Source organism: Bradyrhizobium sp. Pa8, from assembly GCF_052588265.1.
Genome location: NZ_CP176767.1, coordinates 5,086,249 through 5,106,161, shown reverse-complemented (window position 1 = coordinate 5,106,161; position 19,913 = coordinate 5,086,249). Strand labels below are relative to the sequence as shown.

Annotated in this window: 26 protein-coding genes; 23 read left to right on the top strand and 3 right to left on the bottom strand. The window is 64.2% G+C overall.

Annotated features, from left to right (window positions below):
- Nucleotides 1-94: 94 nt before the first annotated feature.
- From ACKWRH_RS23615 to ACKWRH_RS23530, 18 genes are all read left to right on the top strand, one after another.
- Nucleotides 95-904, top strand: coding sequence for a hypothetical protein (locus ACKWRH_RS23615; protein ID WP_445215470.1), 810 nt, complete (start codon nucleotides 95-97; stop codon nucleotides 902-904).
- 50 nt (nucleotides 905-954) lie between these two features.
- Nucleotides 955-2,148 carry a phage capsid family protein gene (locus ACKWRH_RS23610; RefSeq protein WP_445215469.1) on the top strand — a complete coding sequence of 398 codons (1,194 nt, stop codon included), beginning with the start codon at nucleotides 955-957 and terminating at the stop codon, nucleotides 2,146-2,148.
- A gap of 89 nt (nucleotides 2,149-2,237) precedes the next feature.
- Nucleotides 2,238-2,660, top strand: a complete 423-nt coding sequence (locus ACKWRH_RS23605) for a hypothetical protein (protein WP_445215468.1) — start codon at nucleotides 2,238-2,240, stop codon at nucleotides 2,658-2,660.
- A 69-nt stretch (nucleotides 2,661-2,729) separates the two neighbouring features.
- Nucleotides 2,730-2,984, top strand: a complete 255-nt coding sequence (locus ACKWRH_RS23600) for a hypothetical protein (protein WP_445215467.1) — start codon at nucleotides 2,730-2,732, stop codon at nucleotides 2,982-2,984.
- A gap of 39 nt (nucleotides 2,985-3,023) precedes the next feature.
- Complete coding sequence (locus tag ACKWRH_RS23595; RefSeq protein WP_445215466.1) at nucleotides 3,024-3,410, top strand: hypothetical protein; 387 nt, start codon at nucleotides 3,024-3,026, stop codon at nucleotides 3,408-3,410.
- On the top strand, nucleotides 3,410-3,751 hold the full coding sequence (locus tag ACKWRH_RS23590) for a hypothetical protein (protein ID WP_445215465.1): 342 nt from the start codon (nucleotides 3,410-3,412) through the stop codon (nucleotides 3,749-3,751). Before ACKWRH_RS23595 ends, ACKWRH_RS23590 begins: the two co-directional genes overlap by 1 nt.
- 21 nt (nucleotides 3,752-3,772) lie before the next feature.
- The gene (locus ACKWRH_RS23585; RefSeq protein WP_445215464.1) at nucleotides 3,773-5,191 is read left to right on the top strand and encodes a hypothetical protein; all 1,419 of its coding nucleotides are present in this window, start codon (nucleotides 3,773-3,775) and stop codon (nucleotides 5,189-5,191) included.
- A complete protein-coding gene (locus tag ACKWRH_RS23580) occupies nucleotides 5,188-5,382 on the top strand; it encodes a hypothetical protein (protein ID WP_445215463.1) in 195 nt (64 codons plus the stop codon). The genes ACKWRH_RS23585 and ACKWRH_RS23580 overlap by 4 nt, the downstream gene beginning before the upstream one ends.
- Nucleotides 5,382-6,203 carry a hypothetical protein gene (locus tag ACKWRH_RS23575; RefSeq protein WP_445215462.1) on the top strand — a complete coding sequence of 274 codons (822 nt, stop codon included), beginning with the start codon at nucleotides 5,382-5,384 and terminating at the stop codon, nucleotides 6,201-6,203. Before ACKWRH_RS23580 ends, ACKWRH_RS23575 begins: the two co-directional genes overlap by 1 nt.
- Nucleotides 6,204-6,214: 11 nt before the next feature.
- Entirely contained in the window at nucleotides 6,215-8,146 is a 1,932-nt protein-coding gene (locus ACKWRH_RS23570; protein ID WP_445215461.1) for a hypothetical protein, read from the top strand.
- The gene (locus ACKWRH_RS23565) at nucleotides 8,143-9,750 is read left to right on the top strand and encodes a hypothetical protein (RefSeq protein WP_445215460.1); all 1,608 of its coding nucleotides are present in this window, start codon (nucleotides 8,143-8,145) and stop codon (nucleotides 9,748-9,750) included. The genes ACKWRH_RS23570 and ACKWRH_RS23565 overlap by 4 nt, the downstream gene beginning before the upstream one ends.
- 34 nt (nucleotides 9,751-9,784) lie before the next feature.
- Nucleotides 9,785-10,738, top strand: a complete 954-nt coding sequence (locus ACKWRH_RS23560) for a hypothetical protein (protein ID WP_445215459.1) — start codon at nucleotides 9,785-9,787, stop codon at nucleotides 10,736-10,738.
- Nucleotides 10,739-10,744: 6 nt separating this feature from the next.
- Entirely contained in the window at nucleotides 10,745-11,086 is a 342-nt protein-coding gene (locus ACKWRH_RS23555) for a hypothetical protein (RefSeq protein WP_445215458.1), read from the top strand.
- Entirely contained in the window at nucleotides 11,083-12,135 is a 1,053-nt protein-coding gene (locus ACKWRH_RS23550; protein ID WP_445215457.1) for a hypothetical protein, read from the top strand. The genes ACKWRH_RS23555 and ACKWRH_RS23550 overlap by 4 nt, the downstream gene beginning before the upstream one ends.
- Nucleotides 12,132-13,451 carry a hypothetical protein gene (locus ACKWRH_RS23545; RefSeq protein ID WP_445215456.1) on the top strand — a complete coding sequence of 440 codons (1,320 nt, stop codon included), beginning with the start codon at nucleotides 12,132-12,134 and terminating at the stop codon, nucleotides 13,449-13,451. The genes ACKWRH_RS23550 and ACKWRH_RS23545 overlap by 4 nt, the downstream gene beginning before the upstream one ends.
- 39 nt (nucleotides 13,452-13,490) lie before the next feature.
- Nucleotides 13,491-14,369: a hypothetical protein gene (locus ACKWRH_RS23540; protein ID WP_445215455.1), complete on the top strand. Its 879-nt coding sequence runs from the start codon at nucleotides 13,491-13,493 to the stop codon at nucleotides 14,367-14,369.
- Complete coding sequence (locus ACKWRH_RS23535) at nucleotides 14,369-14,599, top strand: hypothetical protein (protein ID WP_445215454.1); 231 nt, start codon at nucleotides 14,369-14,371, stop codon at nucleotides 14,597-14,599. Before ACKWRH_RS23540 ends, ACKWRH_RS23535 begins: the two co-directional genes overlap by 1 nt.
- Nucleotides 14,600-14,608: 9 nt before the next feature.
- Nucleotides 14,609-14,980: a hypothetical protein gene (locus ACKWRH_RS23530; protein ID WP_445215453.1), complete on the top strand. Its 372-nt coding sequence runs from the start codon at nucleotides 14,609-14,611 to the stop codon at nucleotides 14,978-14,980.
- Between the two features lie 329 nt (nucleotides 14,981-15,309).
- Here the strand turns inward: ACKWRH_RS23530 and ACKWRH_RS23525 are convergent, their stop codons facing one another.
- Nucleotides 15,310-15,888 (bottom strand): ATP-dependent DNA ligase, encoded by a 579-nt coding sequence (locus ACKWRH_RS23525; RefSeq protein WP_445215452.1) that lies wholly within the window; start codon nucleotides 15,886-15,888, stop codon nucleotides 15,310-15,312.
- Between the two features lie 157 nt (nucleotides 15,889-16,045).
- Here ACKWRH_RS23525 and ACKWRH_RS23520 point away from each other — a divergent pair, with 157 nt between their 5' ends.
- The 5 genes from ACKWRH_RS23520 to ACKWRH_RS23500 all read left to right on the top strand — a co-directional run bounded on the left by ACKWRH_RS23520 (nucleotide 16,046) and on the right by ACKWRH_RS23500 (nucleotide 18,634).
- Nucleotides 16,046-16,231 carry a hypothetical protein gene (locus tag ACKWRH_RS23520; protein ID WP_445222466.1) on the top strand — a complete coding sequence of 62 codons (186 nt, stop codon included), beginning with the start codon at nucleotides 16,046-16,048 and terminating at the stop codon, nucleotides 16,229-16,231.
- 55 nt (nucleotides 16,232-16,286) lie between these two features.
- Nucleotides 16,287-16,622 carry a hypothetical protein gene (locus ACKWRH_RS23515; RefSeq protein WP_445215451.1) on the top strand — a complete coding sequence of 112 codons (336 nt, stop codon included), beginning with the start codon at nucleotides 16,287-16,289 and terminating at the stop codon, nucleotides 16,620-16,622.
- A gap of 123 nt (nucleotides 16,623-16,745) precedes the next feature.
- Nucleotides 16,746-17,849, top strand: coding sequence for a RelA/SpoT domain-containing protein (locus tag ACKWRH_RS23510; protein ID WP_445215450.1), 1,104 nt, complete (start codon nucleotides 16,746-16,748; stop codon nucleotides 17,847-17,849).
- Between the two features lie 87 nt (nucleotides 17,850-17,936).
- On the top strand, nucleotides 17,937-18,374 hold the full coding sequence (locus ACKWRH_RS23505; protein WP_445215449.1) for a hypothetical protein: 438 nt from the start codon (nucleotides 17,937-17,939) through the stop codon (nucleotides 18,372-18,374).
- Entirely contained in the window at nucleotides 18,371-18,634 is a 264-nt protein-coding gene (locus ACKWRH_RS23500; protein WP_445215448.1) for a hypothetical protein, read from the top strand. The genes ACKWRH_RS23505 and ACKWRH_RS23500 overlap by 4 nt, the downstream gene beginning before the upstream one ends.
- A gap of 83 nt (nucleotides 18,635-18,717) precedes the next feature.
- On the opposite strand, the gene ACKWRH_RS23495 is transcribed toward ACKWRH_RS23500, so the two are convergent.
- Nucleotides 18,718-19,479: a hypothetical protein gene (locus ACKWRH_RS23495; protein ID WP_445215447.1), complete on the bottom strand. Its 762-nt coding sequence runs from the start codon at nucleotides 19,477-19,479 to the stop codon at nucleotides 18,718-18,720.
- Between the two features lie 63 nt (nucleotides 19,480-19,542).
- On the bottom strand, nucleotides 19,543-19,872 hold the full coding sequence (locus ACKWRH_RS23490) for a helix-turn-helix domain-containing protein (protein ID WP_445215446.1): 330 nt from the start codon (nucleotides 19,870-19,872) through the stop codon (nucleotides 19,543-19,545).
- Between the last annotated feature and the right edge of the window lie 41 nt (nucleotides 19,873-19,913).

Genomic DNA, 19,913 nt, shown 5'->3' with positions numbered 1-19,913 from the left:
GACAGCCGGGCCACGTTCGCCGGAAACGACATTCCGGGGAGACCATGACATGACTGACGTGACCCAAGGCGCTGACGCGCCCGACGAGAATGCCTTGTTCAACGACGCGGTGAGCACCGCGACGCTGGAGAAGTTCGAGAACCCGCCCGTCGTGACGGAGCCGCCAGCTCCGACGCCACCGGCCGGTGAAACCCCCAAGCCCGAAGCCAGGACTGAGCCGAAGCTCGACGAGACGATCCCCTCGGGGCGTCTGCGTGAGGAGAGCGAGGCGCGGCGCAGGGCGGAACGTGAGCGCGACGATCTCAGGGCGCAGATGGCAATGCTGGCGCGGCAACAGCCGCCGCAGCAGGGCCAGCAGCAGACCCCGAAGATCGACCTGTTCGAGAACCCGTCGGGGTTCGTGCAGCAGGAGCTGCGCCCGTATCTGGAGCAGATCAGCAGCGACTTTCAGATGCAGCGTGAGGCGATGTCTCTCGACTTCGCTCTCCAGCGGCATGGCAACGAGAAGGTCGGCGCTGCGCGGCAGGCTCTGGAGCACGGCATGGCGCGCAACGATCCCAATGCTTGGGCCACCTACAACCGTGCGATGGGGTCTCACGATCCCTATGGCGTGATCGTCCGTTGGCACAACGACGGCGAGACGCTGCGCTCGATTGGCGGTGATCTCGATGGCTACAAGAAGCGCGTTCTCGAAGAAGCATTGAGTGACCCGGATTATCGCAAGCGGGTCATCGAAGCTGCGAAAGGTCAGGCAATGGCGACCGGCAACTCCGTCGCTCGCCCCGTCACGGTCGCCTCCAGTCCATCGCTTGGCAACATCGGTGCCGGGGGTGGTGAGGCGCAGATCGCCGAACCCTCCGACGCAGACCTGTTCCGCCAAGCCACCTCAGCACGGCGGCGCTAACCCCACATGGCTAGAGCGACTTGCGCCGCCTCATCATCGGGTGAGCGGCTATGCTTACGACCAACCACGTCAACAACGAGGTCATCAAGTTTCGTCGGCAGGTGATCTCCGACTTCCTCCGACGCTCCCGCTTCGACCCTTTCATGGGCGACAGCTCCACCAACGTCATCGTGCGCCTCGCCGATCTCGAAAGCGACGGCAAGCAGATCAACGTCCCGCTCGTCAACCAGCTCCAGGGTGACGGCGTCGGCGCTGGGACGCTGCGCGGCAAAGAGGAGCAGATGGACAGCTACGGCTTCCCCATCTGGGCCGATTGGGGCCGCAACGCGGTGGCCAACAACCGCGCTTCCAACAAGGAAAGCTCGTTCAACGTCCGCTCGACCGCGCGCGATCTCTTGCGCGGCTGGGCACGGCGCATCGTGCGTGACGACATTGTCGACAGCCTGCTCTCGATCCCGACCGCCTCGATCCAGGCGGGCCGTCTTCAGGAGCCGGGCAACCGCGTCAACGGCATCCGCTGGTCGGCCGCGACCGCCGCGAACAAGAACTCGTGGACCGCAGCCAACTGGGACCGCACGCTGTTCGGTGCGCTGCTCTCGAACTACTCCTCGACCTTCGCGACTGCGATTGCCAACGTCGACAGCGCGCAGGACAAGATGACCGCGGCCATCGGCTCGCTCGCCAAGCAGCTCGCCAAGCAGTCTGGCGTCGATCCGTCCAACCCCGGCGTCTACAACGGCCGCCCCAAGATCACCCCCTGGGAGATCGAGGAGCTGGACGAGGAGATGTATGTCTGCTTCCTGGGCGACCGCGCGTTCGCGGCACTCCAGCAGGACCCGCCAATGTATCAGGCCAACCGCGATGCGCGCGCCCGTGAGGGCAACGCCACCGCGACCAACCCGATCTTCACGGGCGGCGCGCTGAAGTACGACGGCATCCTCTACAAGAACATCCCCGAGATCACCCAGCGCCTGCTGCTGAAGGCCGCAGGCGGCGGCTCGGTGGACGTCGAGCCGTTCTTCCTGTGCGGTCAGGCGGCACTGGCCTATGCGACGGGCCAGCTGCCGCGTCCGACCCAGCTGGAGGACGGTGACTACGACTTCGTCACGGGCCTCGGCATCGAGGCGCAGTACGGCGTCGGCAAGATCGCCAAGGCCCCGCAGAACGTCGGCGGTGCCACCGCGGGCGATCTGGTCGATTGGGGCATGGTGACGGGCTTCGTCGCTGCGCCGCCCGCGGCCTAACGGTTCAATCTTCCCCCGGATTGAAGACGCGACGACTACAGGGAGCCGGACCCGGCTCCCTGACTTTCCTCCAACGAGAGATCATGATCATGGCTCCTCGCACTCTCTATCGCCAGCCCCAGGCTGGCGGCCAGGGCTTCGCGCGCACCAAGAAGGTGTTCGGCGGCCCGACCGTAAACTTTGTTGCCGCCGACGTTGCTCTCAATGCGCAGACTGCTGTGATGCGGGTGCCCAGGGGCTTCATCCTGCAGAGCATCGGTGGCACCACGGGCGATCTCGATACGGGCGCCACCTTGCAGGCGTCTCTCGGTGATGCGGCGAACCCTGCGCGCTTCGTGGCGGCAGCCGCATTCGCGCAAGCGGCTGGCGCATTCACCCCGACCTTGGCGGCGGGCGCGGCGGGGTACGAATTCCCCGACGACACCGACATTCTGGTGACGGTGACGGCGGCGGCGGCCGGTCTCGGCCCGACGCCCACCGTCAGCATCCTGATGGAAGGCTACATGAAGTGACTTGGGCGGGCGGCGTAAGCCGCCCGCTTTGTTCGTTTCATGTGGAACGTAGATCACAAGGAGTCATCGATGAAGAAAGCAACCGTGACGTACACCGCGCCGAAGGCCGACAGCAAAGTCGTGGAGATGCTCGGCACCACCTTCTACGACGGCCAAGCCACCCCGGTGGTCTGCGAGGAGGCGAACATGACCCGCCTCCAGGGCAACCGCTACTTCAAGGTCGGCGAGGTCTCGGATTACGACCCGGCCAAGGACGCGCCGAAGCAGGAGGCCAAGGCCGACGAGCCGAAGCCCGATCCGAAGGATCACAAGCATCACAAGTAGGGCCGCTTCAAGCGGCCCTTTTCTTTTGGGGATGATGACATGCCGCTTGTCGTGCTGAACGGCCCGATCATCGCTGCCGGTGAGAGCTTGTCGGATGCCGTCGATTGTAGCGGCGCCGACATCGTCCGGCTGACCATGCCCGCCGACTGGACCGACGCTCTGCTCACGTTCCAGATTTCGACCGACGGATTGTTCTTCAACAATCTGTTCAACCATCATGGCGAAGAGGTGTCGCTGCCGGTGACACCCGGCGTCGCCATCGTGGTGCCGCTCGACTTCCTGCGCTCAGCCGCCTTCATCAAGTTTCGCTCGGGCAGCTACCAGACCCCGAAGCCGCAGGCCGCGCAGCGTGAGTTTGCGATCACCGTGGCGCAAGGCAACGTCGTGACGGAGATGCCAGCCATCAACGTCAAGCTGGTGCCGTGATGGCTGAGACCCACACCGCGGAAGAGCTGATCAACAAGGCCGCGGCGATCCTCGGCAAGTACGTGCCGGGCGAGGCACTCGGCGACGTCGAGCACCAGACCATCGACAAGTGCATCGACGACGTACTCGCCGAGATCGCCAAGATCGTCGCCATCGCCGACCGCGACGACATCCCGAACCTCGTGTTCGAGACGGTGGCGCGGCTGGTGGCGATCTACGCGGCGGCCGAGTTCTCCAACCAGCCGGTCGATCTCGCCGCCGTGGCCCAGCACGAGATGCGGCTGCGCTATCTGATCGCGCAGACGCCGACCTACGAAATCCTGGCGACCAACCATTTCTAGGGTATCGCAACCGAACCTGAGATGACCGACGTCCCGTTTCCGCTCCTGTCGGCGCCCGGCCTCAAGCCGCAGCTCGCCGGGGGCCGCATCATCAACTGCTACCCGGAGAAGCAACCGGCGACGGCTGGCAAGCCGTATGCCTACTATCGGGTGCCGGGTCTCAACGGCTTCGGCACCGTGCCCAATGGCCGCTTCCGCGGCGGCGTGCTGGTCAACAACATCTTCTATGGCGTGTTCGGCACGTCGGTCTATTCGTGGTCGTCGGCGGGTGGCGCGGGCACGCTGCTGCCGGGCGCGATCCCCGGCAGCGACATCGTGTTCGGCGCGCGCAACAATGCGGCGAACCCGGATGTGGTGTTCGTCAGTCCCGGCAATGGCGCGTTCTGGATCAACGGTGCCGGTCAGGTCGTCGCGTACCCTGACGGCAATGTCGGCCAGCCCAACGCGGTGGTGTTCCACAAGGGCTTCTTCGTCTTCAGTTACGGCAACGGCACCACGCGCACCTCGAACGTCAACGTCACCATCATCAACATGCTCAATGTCGCGACCGCGGAGAGCAAGCCGGACACGCTGTACCGGCCGGTGCCGCTCGGCAACGGTCAGCTGCTGTTGTGCGGCTCGAGTTCACTGGAAGTGTGGGGCGGCCAGAACGATACCGGCTATCCGTTCTCCTACATCGCGACGATCCCGCGCGGGATTGTCGGCCCCGCGGCGGCGGCTGGTGCGGAAGACGGCTTCGGCAAGGGGCTGTTCATCGTCGGTGACGACAACCGCGTGTCCTCCATCGACGGCTACACCTGCACGCCGATCTCCAACACCGACGTTGACCGGCTGATCGAGCAGGAGACCGACAAGACCAAGATCCGCCTCGGCGTGTTCGTGTCGCGCGGTCACGGCTTCGTCGTGGTGCAGGGTCCGGCATGGTGCTGGATTTACGACACCACGCTGCAGACGTGGCACGAGCGGCGCTCGTACCTGCAGCAATATTGGCGCGGTCTCTATCCGGTGCTGGCGTTCGGCAAGTGGCTGTGCGGCGACAGCGACGCGGCGAACCTCTGCGAGATCAGCGCAGACGTGCGCAAGGAGCTGGGCAACCCGATCATGATGCGGATCGAGACCGGGCCGTTCGGCGCATTCCCGAACGCCGTGCGGATCAACGCGATTGAGCTGTACCTGACCAAGGGGGCGAGCGACGCCACCGGCCACGATCCCGACGAGACCAATGTCGAGATCGCGATCTCGATCTCGCGCAACGGCGGCCAGGACTGGTCGAACCCGCGCAATGCCAGGATTGGCCGCCAGTCCATCACCAACGGGCGCGTGCGGGCCTCGATCTGGGGGCAGGCCGAGGTGCAGGGCGTGCGCTGGCGTTTCGAGGAGAGCGAAGGCGTCAACTTCGCCTTCATGGGCGCCGACATGCTCGGGGACCAGTTGCGATGAAACTCAGCCTTCCTGCGCAAACCGTCGCAATCCAGACCGACCAGGGCATCGATCCGATTTGGTACGAGAAGCTCACGGCCATGGCGGCGTTCATCAACTACTTCTCCGAAGTCAACTTCAAGACGCTCACCAACGGCCAAGTGCTGATCTGGAATGATGCGCAGAAGAAATTCCTGCCGGGAGCAAACTGATGGCCGGATTTTTCGACACGCTGTTCGGCGGCGGGGCCGAGGAAGAAGCTGCAGCGAAGAACCGGGCGCTCGCGTCCCAGTATCAGACCGACGCGCTCGGCTATCTCAAGAGCGGCTACGACACCGGCACCAGCGCGATCAATTCCGGCATCAGCGCCTATGCGCCGCTGGCCGCGCTCGGCAGCAAGTACAACGCTGCGGGCGATACCTGGCTCAACGCGCTCGGCGTCAACGGCCCCGAGGGCAATGCCAAGGCAACGGCGGCGTTCCAGACCACGCCCGGCTACGACATCACGCAGAAGGCCGCGCTCGATGCCATCGACCGCAGGCGCGCGATTGGCGGCATGTATGCGAGCGGCAACGCCGATCTCGACACCGGCAACGCCGTCACCGGCATGCTCTACAACACGCAATATGCGCCCTGGATGGCGGGCCTGCAGAGCGCCGCAGGCATGGGCGGCCAGTACACCGCGGGCGCCGCCCAGGGCCAGCAGCAGGGCTACAGCAGCCTTGCCAGCCTCGCGCAACAGTACGGGCTCAACCAGAGCAACGTCGCCAACAACACCATGGGCACCAACGTCGCCGCGAACAATCTGCAGGCCGCAGGCGAGGCGGCTGGCGCGAAGAACCTGCTCGGCGCCGGGCTGTCGCTTGCAGGCATGGTCGCCGCGCCGTTCACGGGAGGGCTCAGCCTCGGCAGCCTGGGCGGCCTGTTCGGCGGCGGCACGCCCACGGGCGCGACGACCGGCGGCTACAGCAGCACGGGCGGCAACCTGTTCGGGTCGGGAACGGTGGGCGGGCTCCGCTACACGGCTTACTGAGGTCAAGGTCCATGGGTATCAATCCCAGCAGCTTCCCGACGCCCAGCTCTTTCATTGGCGAGATCGACTGGTCGCCGCTGGCCAGGATCGGCCAGATCATCAAGGAGCAGCGCGAGCAGGACGAGGCGGCACGCCTGATCGCGCAGCTGTACGGCGGCCAGGGACAGCAGCTGGATGGCGCCCAGGTGAGCCAGCCGCCGCCCGTGGAGCGTCGTCCGGCCCAGGCTGCTGCGCCAGCTCCTGCTGCAGCTGCGCCGCCCCGGTTCACGTCTGCCGAATTGGCGCTGCCGCCGCTGCTGACGCCCGCTCAGCGAATTGCCCAGGGGTTCGAGCCGTTCGGTGGAGCGGCGCGCCCGGCACCGTCGCTGACGCTGGCTGCGAACGAGCCGTCGCCGCTCGACACCGCGCAATGGCCGCAAGGCCCCGTTGGCGCGCCGTTGCTGGCGGCCAACCAGCCGTCGCCTTTGGACACAGCGCAATGGCCCCAGGGGCCTGTCGGAGCGCCGTCGCAACTCGCGGCACCGGATGAGCCTTCTCCGCTCGACACCGCGCGATGGCCGCAGGGGCCGGTCGGCGCGCCGACGAGCGCAACGGCGCAGGCGTCCTACTCGCCGCAGGGCCTGGAGCGCGCGCTCGCCGTGATCCGGCAGAAGGAGAGCAGTGGGGACTATGCCAACGTCACCACCACCCGCAACCGGCGGGGCCAGCCCCAGAGCGCGCTCGGCGCCTACGGCGTGATGGACTTCAACGTCGGCCCCTGGACAAAGGAGGTGCTGGGGCGCGCGATGACGCCGCAAGAATTCTTGGCAGACCGGGACGCCCAGGACGCCGTCGCGCGGGCCAAGTTCGGTGCCTACGCCAACAAGTACGGCCTCAGCGGCGCCGCGCGGGCGTGGCTCGCGGGCGAGGGCGGCATGTACAAAAACATCGCCGACCCGCTCGGCACCACGCCCACCGCCTACGCTGCGGACTTCGAACGCAAGATGGGCCGGGATTTGCCGCCCGAGATCACCGCGGGCACCTCGCGTCCCGATGCGGCGCCGCAGTCCTCGCTCGCCTTCGATCAGGTCCGCAACCGCGCCGTCGACAGCATCGTCAGCGACGAGCCGCGCGCGCCTGGCGTCGGCGCGGAGCAGCTGCAGGCGCTCTATCGCAACCCGCTGACGCGCCCGCTCGCCATTGGCCTGCTGCAGAAGCAGCTCGACCCCGGCACCTACGACTTCAAGATCGTGGGCGACAATCTGGTGCGGACCAACAGCCGCACCGGCCGCACCGAGATCATGATGCGGGACGTCAAAAACGACTACGAAATCCAGAAGGTGAAGGACGACGACGGCAACGAGCGGCTGGTGCGGGTCAGGAAGCAGGGGCCTGAAGGGCCGATTGACAGCGGCGGCAGCGGTGGCGGCGGCAATTACGGCAAGCTGCCGCCGAACCATCGCTGGAAAGACCCGAACGACAAGTCGCAGGGCGTGGTGCCGATCCCCGGCAGCGAGGCCGACAAGATCGGCGACGAGATCGTCGCGCGGGTCGGCCTCGGCAAATCGTTCATGAGCACGCTGCCCGATCTGAGGGCGCGTGTCGCGCGCGGCGATGTCGGCATCGAGAACCCGGCCAACCACGCCCAGGCGATAGCGAATATCGGCGTGCCCGGCGAGACCAAGCGCATGCTCGATACGGGTGCGGAGGCGCTGATCCGCATGCTGACCGGCGCGGGCATGAGCAAGGAGGAGGCGGCGCAGAACGCGCAGCAGTACCGCATCACGCCGCGCGACACGACTTTCACCATCAACTCCAAGATCAGTGCGCTGGAGCGCCATCTCAATCACATCGGCGAGCTGCTCGGCAGGAGCCGCGGCGGCGGCAATCTGCTCGCAGCGCCAGCGGCGCCTGATCGCGCTGCCGTCGAGACCGAGTTGCGCAGGCGGGGAGCCATCAGGTGAGCGATCTCTCTGGAATGTCCACGGAGCAGCTGCTCGCGCTCTACAATCAGCAGCCAGATCAGCCACCGACGACGGCTGCATTGACGCCGCCAGCGCAGCTGACGCCGGAACAACTGGCGACATCGGCGCAGCGGCAGCAGCAGGGTGAACAGCCGCTGTCGTGGTCGGACGTCCCTGGCCAGATGCTGCAGAACCTGCCGTCGAGTGCCTACCGCTTCGGCGCGGACATCGTGCAGCCGTTCCTCCATCCCGTCGACACGCTCAGCAACATCGGCGACGTCGGTCATGGGGTCGCCCAGAAGCTCGGCGTCGCGTCCGGCACCGAGGACATCAACAAGGCCGACGCCGTCGGGCAGTTCTTCGCCGACCGCTACGGCGGCATCGAGAACATCAAGCGCACGCTGGCGACCGATCCGGTCGGCGTGGCGGGCGATCTCTCCGCGGTGCTGAGCGGCGGCTCGGCGCTCGCGGCCCGCGCGCCGGGCATCGCGGGGCAGGTGGCGCGCGCAGCAGGAACCGTGGGTCGTGCCATCGACCCACTGACCGCGCCTTTGACCGCGGCCGGTCACGCGGCGGCGGCGGCGGCTGGCCGCGCCTCTGGCGTCGGCGGGACGCCTTACCGGATGGCCGTTGCAGCTGGCCGGGAAGGCGGCGAGACCGCGGAAGCCTTCCGCAGCAACCTGCGCGGGACAGCCCCGGCCCAAGAGACAGTGGAATACGCGCAGAACGCGGTGCGCCAGATGCGCCAGGATCGCGGCGCTGTCTACCAGCGCGAGATGCAGCAGCTGGGGCTCGACCAGACGGTGCTCAACTTTCGAAACATCGACAACGTCGTCCGGCAGATGGAGAACAGCTCGACCTTCAAGGGCATCACCAAGCAGCCCGAGACGCAGCCGATCCGCAACCGCATCAGGGACGAGGTCGCGTTCTGGAAGCAGCTCGATCCGCGCGAGTATCACACCCCTGAAGGCCTTGATGCGCTGAAGCAGCGGCTCGGCGACATCCGCGATGCTACCGAACACGGCTCGCCGTCGCGCCGCGTTGCCGACGCTGCTTATCAGGCAGTGCGCCAGACCATCGTCAATCAGGTGCCCGATTACGACCGCATCATGCGCGGCTACGAGCGCGCCTCGCAGATGGTCAGGGAGATGGAGCGCACGCTCTCGCTCAATCCCAATGCCACCGTCGACACGTCGCTGCGCAAGCTGCAATCGGTGCTGCGCAACAACGTCACTTCCGCCTACGGGCGGCGTGCCGAGTTGGCTGACTATCTCGTCGCGAACGGCGCTCCGCACCTGATGGAGCGGCTCGCGGGTCAGGCACTCAATTCGTGGGCACCGCGCGGACTGATGAGCACGGTCGCTGGTGCGACGGTGCCAGCATTGGGCGCGTTCCTCGGCGGCGGCGGCTCGCTGAGTTCTTCGGCGCTCGCGGTGCCGTCTATGGCGGCGATGTCTCCGCGCCTCGGCGGCGAGGTCTCCTATCTGACGGGCGTGGGGCAACGCTATGCAGGCCGTGCCCACCCGCGCGCAGTCGCGGAGGGGGCGCGACAGGCCGGGCGACTTGAACCCCGCCTCTACGTTTCACCGAACCGAGATCAGTAACCCGCCTCTGGCGGGTTTTTTGTTGGGGCTCCTGATGGCAGGCACCATCCCGCTTTCCTTGACGCAGCAGTTCGACGAGTTCGGCAAACCGCTGTCGGGCGCGTTGCTCTACATCATCCAGGCCGGGACCGTGTCGACGCCGCAGCAGCCCTATCAGGATGCGGCGCTGACGATCCTGCAGCCGAACCCGATCCAGCTGGACGCCGCTGGCCGCGTGCCGCAGTTCTTCCTGGCGGACGGCTACATCAAGGTTCGGCTCGACGACAAGTTCGGCGTCACCCAGCTCGCGCGTGACGGCATCCTCGTGATTGGCCCCAGCGCGGGCGGCGGTGGCGGTGGCGGTGCCGATCCCACCACACTGATCCAGACCGGCGCCATTCAGCCGTTCTACGGCGTCGGCGTGCTGGCCGGTTTCGTCCGCATGAACGGGCGCACCATCGGCTCGGCAACGTCCGGCGCGACGGAGCGCGCCAACGCGGATTGTCAGGCGCTGTTCAATTTCCTCTGGAATGTCGATCCCAATCTATCGGTGCTGCCAAGCCGTGGCGCGACCTCGGCATCGGACTGGGCGGCGAACAAGACCATCGCCACGCCAGACGCGCGCGGGCGCACGCTGCGCGGCGTCGATGACATGGGCTCATCCCTGTCAGGGCGCATCACCGCCCCTTATTTCGGCGTCTCTCCCATCATGCTCGGTGGTGGTGGTGGCGTTGAGGCCCGGTCGCTGGTGCTCGCCAACCTTCCGCCGATCACGCCAGCGGGCGTCATCAGCAACGGCGCCATCAGCATCAGCCACAACGCGCAGTTCTTCACCGGAGGCAGTATCGTTTCCAATAGCTCGCCGGGTGGCGCGTTTCAGAACACGGGCGCAACCATCACCGCATCGCAGGCCCCATCGACGTTCACCGGCTCGGTCGGTGGCGGCTCAAGCTCGCTGTTCGGTCTCACCGCGCCGTCGCTCTTGGTCACGCACTACATCAAATTGTGAGGCGTCATGTACACCGGCTATCTGGCCCCGCAATCGAACCGCTCCGATTGGACCGAAACCATCCTGCTTGAGGATACCGAAAGCGGCGAGGTGATCGATCTCACCGGATGCCGCGTCACGCTGACGGTGCGCGACGAGAACAGGTGCGCGCGGCTCACAGCCGACAGCGATGCGGGCACCATCACATTTCCCGACGTCGGGATGTTCACTTGGGATTTTGACCACAACACCATGCGCGGGCTGTGCGCCGGGGCCTATCAAGTTGGCGTGCGTATCTCGCGCGACGAGCGGACGGTGCAATTAATCATCGGCAGCGTCAACGTGATGGAAGGCATTGACGATCAATGACCGACGCAATCAAGCTCAAGGTGCTTCCGCAGTTTCCCAGCCGGTTGATCGGTCGCGCCGGTATCGACGTTAGCAAGCAGAGCGGCGATTATTATCTCGATCTCGACTATGCGGATTTTCCAGTCATCGGCAGCGTTCCGGCGGGGGCGACTTACGCGCTGATCTTTAACCCGGCAACCGGGCAATATGCGCAACTGCCGATCTCGCTGCTTGGCGGCGGCATCGCCGACGCGCCGAATGACGGCCAGCTTTATGGTCGTAAAAACTTGGCGTGGTCGGTCGTTCCCGGCGTTGGGGCGATGCGCGAATTGCTGACGGCAGGGCGAACCTATTTCGTTGCCAGCGGCGGCAGCGACAGTAACCCCGGCACAAGCGCAGGTGCTCCGTTCGCAACGATCCAGAAGGCCATCGATGTCTGTTCGGCAACGCTCGATCTCGGCGGCCAAACCGTCGCGGTCAGTGTCGGCGCTGGCACCTTCGCCGGATTTGTCATGAAGGCAATGACCGGCTTGGCAAGCCTGCAATCGTTCGTCATCAACGGGCAGGGTGCAACGACCATCATCAACACCACCATCCAATCGAACCTGCCTTTGCCCACGGGCACACTGCAAAATATGCAGATCGCGACTGGTGTTAGCGCCGTCGGAATTAACGGCGGTATGGGCTCTCGATTTGGTCTCGGCGTCGGCATCTCGTTTGGCGCCAATGTCTATCATTGCGCTCTCAGCGGGGGCTGCACTCTCTATGTCCCCAGCCCGCTCACCGTCAACGCGTCGGCAACCTTCGCGTTCTATTGCTCGACGGGCGCGCTTCTGATGGCGGAGGGCTCCGGTAACTGGTCGCTGAATGGTACGCCTAATTGGGGCAGCTTCATTCACGCGGAGAACGGCGCCAACGTTCGCATAAACAGTGTCACGTTCACCGGGGCGGCAACAGGCGGACGTTTCAACGCGACCGGCAACGCCACGATCTTCACGAACGGCGGCGGCGCAAACTACTTGCCCGGCAACACAGCGGGCGTGACATCAAATGGCGGGCAGTACATATGAGCGTCCCGTTTCTCTCGGTCAAGCCGCGCGCGATCAAGCTCAAGGTGTCACCGCGCTTTCCTGCGCGCCTGATCGGCCGCGCCGGGATCGATGTCACCAAGGAGAACGGGAATTATTTTCTCGATCTGGATTACAGCGACTTCCCGGTGATTGGATCGGTGCCGCCGCAGGCGACCTATGCGCTGATCTTTGATCCTGCCACCGGAAAGTATGCGCAGGTTTCGACATCATTGATTGCGGGCGGCGGCATCGCGCCCGCAACGGCAACGCCGCTGATCGAAAGCGGCGCGGGCGCTGTTGGTACGTCGGTCAAATACGCGCGTGAGGATCACGTCCATCCGGCTTTCGGCGGTGGCGGTGGTGGCGCGTCTGTCACCATTTCCGACACACCCCCGGCATCGCCCACCGCCAACTCGCTGTGGTGGGAAAGCGACACCGGCATTCTGTTCATCTATTACAACGACGGCAGTTCATCGCAATGGGTGTCGATCAGCGCAGGCCAGCCGACCGGCGCGGTGCGTTACGATGTCGTGCAGGCGCTCACGGCATCGCAAAAGCTGCAAGCGCGCCAAAATATCGGCGCGGTGCTGCAATCCTATCTGGTGGGGTTGACGCTTTCGACGCCCGGCCTTTCCGCAACTTTTTCGGTTGCGTCGGGCATTTGCGCGGACAGCACAAACTCGGATGCGATGAGGCTGGCGGCGTCGATCTCGAAAACTACGAATGCATGGGCGGTTGGAACGGGCGCGGGCGCGCTCGACACTGGCACGATTGCCAATGCAACTTGGTATCACGCCTATCTGATTAAACGGCCTGACACCGGGATTGTTGACGTTCTGATTTCGCTATCCGCATCAGCACCAACGCTGCCAGCAAACTACACGCTATTCCGGCGCATTGGCGCAATGTTCACGACAGGATCGGCACAGTGGGTCTATTTCGTCCAGAACGGCGACGAATTTTTGTGGGGCAATCAAATTGCCGATGTCAGTATCGTCACCATTGCAGCAACGTCGCTCACGCCGACACTGAGCGTGCCGACAGGCTTGAAGGTCAACGCTCTCATTACATTCCGAATGGATGCTGTCACCGGCAACACTGGTGGCCTTGTCTCGTCGCTAGATCACTTCGATCAAGTCCCCGGTGGGGCCTATACGTCGCTATTTGTCGGCACTACATCCGCCCTTGCCGCAGCCGGTTGGATGAACATCAGGACCAACGTCAACGGCCAAATCAGGGTGCGTGGGACAGGCGCAACCGCAACTTACAGCATCATGACAATGGGCTGGGTTGATCGACGCGGGAGGGATAATTAATGAGCGTCCCGTTGCTCAGCGTCGTGCGGAGCTTGCATCATGGCCTTTGATTTCCCCAACGCGCCAACAGTCGGGCAGACCTATCAGGGCTATACATGGGACGGTGAGAAATGGATCGCGAGCCAGTCCGGTGGCGGCGGTGTCGGCCGCACCATGTTGTCGGCCGACACGACCTACTTTGTCCGCACCGATGGCAACGACGCCAACAACGGTTTGACCAATTCGCCGGGCGGTGCGTTCCTGACTATCCCGAAGGCGATGAGCGTGGCGGCTGCGCTCGACACGCTATCGTATCAACTGACGATCTCCGCGCAGGCAGGCACGTTCACCACGACGGTCGCGCTGCCTCGGATGGTTGGCGGCAAGGCACCGATCCTGACGGGAGTTGGCAGCACCACAATCATCAACGTGGCGTCGGGCACATGCATCGACGCAAACGGCAGCACGCCATGGGTGATCCAGAATTTGAAGCTGCTCGGCAGCGGGGGGGGCAGCTACAGTATCAAGCTGTCCAATGGGGCCGCCGTCGTGCTTGGTGCAGGCATGGATTTCGGCCAGACGCCCGGTTATCACATCTACAATCAGGGTGGGTGCAGCGTCACGATTGCGGGCGACTACACCATCAGCGGCGGCGCATCCGATCACATCGTCAGCAACGGCTGGGTTAATTCGCAAGGTCGCACCGTGACACTCACGGGGACGCCAGCATTCTTGGAATTTTTCTGCATCTTCAACCTGTCCGGTGCCTCATATTTTGCGCCCGGCATGACGTTCATTGGCACGGCAACGGGCGCACGGTTCAACGTGTCCAACGCTGCATCGATTTACACGGGCGGCGGTGGCCCCAACTATTTCCCCGGCAACGCTGCCGGAAGCGGCTCGACGCCGGGCGTCGCGCCATATGGCTCGTATGCGTGATGATCCTGCTCGCAACGGTGCTCCACCTGATCCTGCTGCATGGTCCCGATGGTCACGAGGTCAGCGTCAACCCGATGACGGTGACGACCGTGCAGGACGCGCGCGCCGACAGCGACACCAACAAGCAAACGACCAAGGGCGTGGCCTGCATCATCAGCATGATCGACGGCAAGTTCATTGCCGTGCGCGAGGATTGCGACACCGCGCGCAGCATCCTGCAAGCAAGGTAGGGAGGAGAGATGTTTCCGTCGAATTGGTATTGGAGCGTCGCCGGGCTGACCGGTCAGGTCTACTCCAGCAAGGCCTCGAATTACGTGCAGGAGACCGACCCCGACTATCTGGAATGGCTGACACAGGCCGACGTGTCGTCCGTGCTCAACACGCCAACCCCCATCGACACCGAGTTCAATCTTGGCGGCGTGCTCGCGCCCTACAAGCTTGAGCCCATTCCGGCGAACGTGCTGACGGGCTATCAGGCGGGGCGCGCCGACATCGCCCTGGCGGAGCCGCTGGCCCCGGTGGACTACGATCAGGAGAACCGCATCCGCGCCCTGGAAGGCCAGCCGCCGCTCACGATTGCCCAATTCAGGCAGAAGCTGCTCACGCTGTAGGAGGCGCGCCGTCGACCGGGCCGTTTTTCTTGGGTGAACTAACATAGGTTGGTGACAGAACCGGCTCACTTCACCAACCTGATGGTGCCGGTTGACCGACAAGCCTCCGGTGATGCTCAAACACGCAACGTACTTTCCAAAGGCCCCGCTTAGGCGGGGCCTTTTTTTGCGCGCACTAACATAGGTTGGTTGACGGAACCGGCTCACTTCACCAACCTGATGGTGTGATGCACCTCCAAAGGCCCCGCTCCCTAAGGCGGGGCTTTTTTTGCGCTCGACGCCCCGCGTCCGGTGATCCCGGCGCGGGGCATTTTTGCGTTCAGACCATCCTATCTGAATTGGTCCCGCACGCGGCGATAGGCCGGGTGCTGCCTGTTCTTGACCTTGATCCAGTGGTCGCAGCGCCCGGCGCGATAGGCGCGGCCGCCGTGCTTCGACACCATGCCCTCCAGCCCGTGCAGGCAGGCGTGCCGGAACAGGTCGGGGCCGATCTCGCCCTGCTCGAACTGCGCGGCGAAGATGCCCTCGGGGCGGCGCGCCAGCAGCCGCGCCAGGTGAGGCTTGCGCAACTTCAGCGGCAGGCTCCGGTAGTCGTCGCCGTCGCCCGCCAGTATGTCGAAGGCGTAGAGCTGGACCTCGTCGTCGTGCCTGCGCGAATGCAGGGCGTCGAAATCGGGCAGGCCGGTCATGGTCAGCACCACCGCCTCGCCGTCGATCACGAAATGCTGCTGCCGGTTCTTCAGCGCCGCCTCGACGATGCGCGGGTAGCGCTCCGCCCAGTCGTAGCCACCCTTGGTGAGCAGGCGCACGCGTGCGTTCTCCCGCACCACGATCAGGCGGTAGCCGTCATATTTGATTTCATGCAGCCAGTCGGGGCCGGTGGGAACCCTGGCACCCTTGACCGGCAAAGCGGGCTCAATGGGTTTTGACATATCAGCGCAGATAGGAACGGGCCGGAGAGTTGTCGAGGGTTGCCGAAGAACGCGCTGGGCAGATCGCATTAATTGACATCCTTGCTCCGCTTGCTAAGTCATGATCGGGAAAAAGCGGCAATTTGGGGCGAGGATGAAGGATTACCAAGCTCAGCTTGAAAAGCTGCGAAAGGAAGCCGCCGAGTGCGCGCTGATCCGCGATCTTGCGACCGACAAGGCCAAGCGCGAGACGTTCGACCGGCTCGCAAACCATCTATCGCTTCTGGCGGATCAGGTTGAGATGGCGATGCTTGAGCGGAAGGGCAGGAGTAGTCCTTGACGGGCGCGTGGCGAGCGGCTGGAATATGGCTGCAGCCTTTTGCTGGAGATCAGTGATGCGTTCCTCGCCGTCGATTGCTCCAGGGGTGGAGCGGGACATCTACATGGTGCTCGATGACTACGGCCAGCCGCTCGGCCGGGCATGGCCCGAGATGGACGAGACACACACCGAACGCGAGACGCTGCTGCGCCACCTGATGGAGGGCCAGTATCACAACCCCGTCAGGATCGTCAGTTTCAATCCCGGCGCGGGCTGGGCCCAGGACGCCTCGCAGGAGATCGCCGACGCGCTGCGCCAGCGCTGCGCGCGCCGCGAGGAAGCTCCGCCGTCGCTGGAGGACTTCCTCGACCGCCACAGCCGCGGCGCCGCGATCCAGCTGTCGCTGTTGTAACTCTGGCCAGAACCGGCGCTGTCGGCCTCGGTCGTGGGAAGCTGGGGATATGTTCCCTCAGGTTCTACCGCAACGAGCAAGCAACTATAATCTCTCTGACGCAACGGAGGGGGCCGTTACGTCATGCCGTGGGCACGACCCGAATATTCGAAACGTCGCGTCAACGATGCCGGTGCGCTCGTGGCGTCGTACGACGTGGGGGCACCGAATAGTTTCCCGGAATATCTCGAAGCTCTGGACGTTGTGAACAATTGGCGCTCGGCCCACAATTTCCCGCTGAACACCTTTCACGTGGGTCTGAAGAAGAGAGGAAGACAGATCGATAGGGGGATCATCACAGCACAACGCATCAAGCGTCTCTCCTCGATTGAACACAAGCTGGATCGTTGGCCGACGATGACGCTTTCGCAGATGCAGGACATCGGCGGATGTCGCGCTATCATGAGATCGAGCAAGGCGGTGAGGCAGCTGTGCGAGGCGTACGCGTCCAGTGATCTGAAGCACACGCTGGCGGTCAATGACGATTATGTCGCCTCGCCGAAGCCCTCCGGCTATCGAGGCGTTCATCTCGTCTATAAATATTTCTCAGATCGCAAGGCCGACTACAACACGTTGAAAATAGAGATACAGATCAGATCGCAGCTGCAGCACGCGTGGGCAACGGCAGTCGAAACTGTCGGCACACTCCAGCAGCAGGCGCTAAAGTCCAGCCAGGGTGAGAAGGACTGGTTGCGGTTCTTCGCGTTAGCCAGTAGCGCCTTTGCGCTGCGGGAAGGCACGACGCCTGTTCCAGGAACTCCGACCGCCTATAGTGAACTCGTCCGCGAAATGCGGGATTACGTGCGTAGGCTCGATCTGGCGAAGCGGCTGCAGAATTACGGGCATGCGATGAAGCTATTGTCGAGCCCGCAACATAACAGAGGTGACGATCATTACTTCCTGCTGGAGATGAATCCTGCGCTGATGTCGGTACAGGTCACGACGTTCAAGTTCGGTGAGTCGCCCCTGGCAAACCAAAAATATCTCGAAGTTGAGCGCAGCTTGAAGGATATTCCTGGCGCGGAAGCTGTGCTCGTCTCGGTCGATTCGCTGGACGCCGTGCGAAAAGCCTATCCCAACTATTTTCTCGACACCGCGGTGTTCGTGCGGCTCATTCAAGAAGCGACCAGAACCCTCGCGCGTCCGCGACGACCGGCCGACACAAGGCAGCTCGATCTTTTCAAGTAGTCGCGCCATCTCCCGCCAACAAACGACGCAGATTGTAGTTCATGGACGCGCTGGCGCAACCATGCAACGGGTTCTATAAGACGCGCCATGACCGCGCTCACCCGACGCCGCAGCGACAACGAACCTCAAGAGAGCTGGAACATCTATTGCGGCGACGTCCGCATCGGCACCATCGGCGTGCGCGCGGGCGTGCCCCTCAGCGCCGACCAGTGGGGCTGGCGCATGGGCTTCACCCCAGGCACGGAGCCCGGCACGGATCGCAGCGGATCGGCCGCAAGCTTCGATGAGGCCCGCGCTGCGTTCGAGGGCGCGTGGCAGGAGCTGGAGCCGACGCTCAGCGAAGACCAGTTTGAGCTCTGGCGGCGCGACCGCGATTTTCACGCCTGGAAACACCGCATGGCGGCCAGCCACTGCCGGATGCCGACGGAGACCACAAGCGGCCTGTCGCGGTGCTTCTGCGGCGCGCCGATTACGCTCGCCTACGAAGCGCACATCCACACTGTTCACCGAGGCATCGGCGCATGAAGCACACCGCAGAACGTCCCTTTGCCAAGCCAGACGTTACGGCCCGCAAGCTGGTCGCGCTGGCCGCCAGCATTCCGCCGGTTCAGGACGGGCGCATCCACATCGAGAAGCTCAACGCACCGTTTCTCTACACGCTCAAGGGCAGCGGGCCCGAGTTCGGTGCGGGCCTCGCCTGTGCCGTCGAACAGGGGTGGTTGGAGCTGCACGAGAGCGGCACTTATGTGCGCCTGCTGACGCCGGGCGAAGACTTGCTGAAGTAAGTATCAAGCCGGGACCACGCGGGGCTGGGGGCAGGCGCGTGGACCCGGCCGTTACCCCGCATTTGGCGATGCGGAGCAAAACCTCACGCCGCGTGGGTCTCGCGCACGAGGCGCGCCCGACCGCGGCGGCGCGGTGTTGCGTCGGCCTTGGCCTCGGCCTCCCTGGCGGCCTTCTGCGCGGTCTTCCAATGCACCTTCTTCTCGGGCTTCGCCTTCGGCGATTTCAGCCGCACCTGTCCACGGTAAAGCTCGACCAGATCATGCTGCTTCAGATACTGCAGCTTGAGCTTGATCTGCTCGGGCTTCAGCCCGGTGTCGCGCGGCAGCGTGTCTATCGTTACCCATCGCTCCTCCGACAAATACTCCACCAGCTTGATGCTGCGCGAGGAGGGCGGCGGCGGCACTATCGTCTCGGGCTTGGGGACGTGGACCGCCACGGTGTCGCGCACGGTGGTGGAAATCTTGGTCAGCCGCAGCACGAGCTCGGTGAGGTCGGACAGCTCGGAGCTGATCGCCGAAAGCCGATCTGGAACCGACAGGGTCTCTGGCTGCGGCAACGACAGCGCCTTGTTGAGGTGCGGGACCTTATGCGGCTTCTTCTCGTGTTGCATCTTCAGCGTGACATTGTCGGCGCGGAGCAGCCTGCGCACCTCGGCGCGGGTGTTCATGCGTGCGCGCCAGTCGCTGGTGGTCTTGGCGACAATGATGGTGCGGACCTCCTTTTCCGGCACCACGCGCCATGTGATCTCGATGTGGCCGCCATTGGTGTCGCGCAAGTGCCCTTTGATGCCGTGCGCCTTCAGCTCATTGAGCGCGATCTCTGTCAGCTCGTTGTGGTAGGCCATGTTGCTTCCTGTTCACTCCCGACGATTGGCCAGTTGATGCGTTGCCACCGTTGAGCCGATTGCCTAGTCTTCGGCTGCAATCAGGCCAGCGATCAGGTGGCGAACCGCACGCGTCTGGGCCGCGCTCAGCTGCTGAAACTCCCTGGCAAGCTTGTAGGTGTCGAAGTCGATGCCCTCGACGTTTTGCTTGTCCTGCCAGCCCATCAAATGATGCGGCGATGTGGAGAGGCGGCTGGCGACGTCGGCGAGGCGGCTCGCGGCGACCCGGTTCACGCCTTTCTCGTATTTCTGCACCTGCTGGAAGGAGACGCCGAGAACCGCGCCCAGCTCTTCCTGGGAGAGATTGCGTTGAACCCTGATCAGCCGAATCCGCCGCCCGATCTCGCTGTCCATCTCATTGGCGGATCGCGTCCGCCGCTTCATTGCCTTCTTCG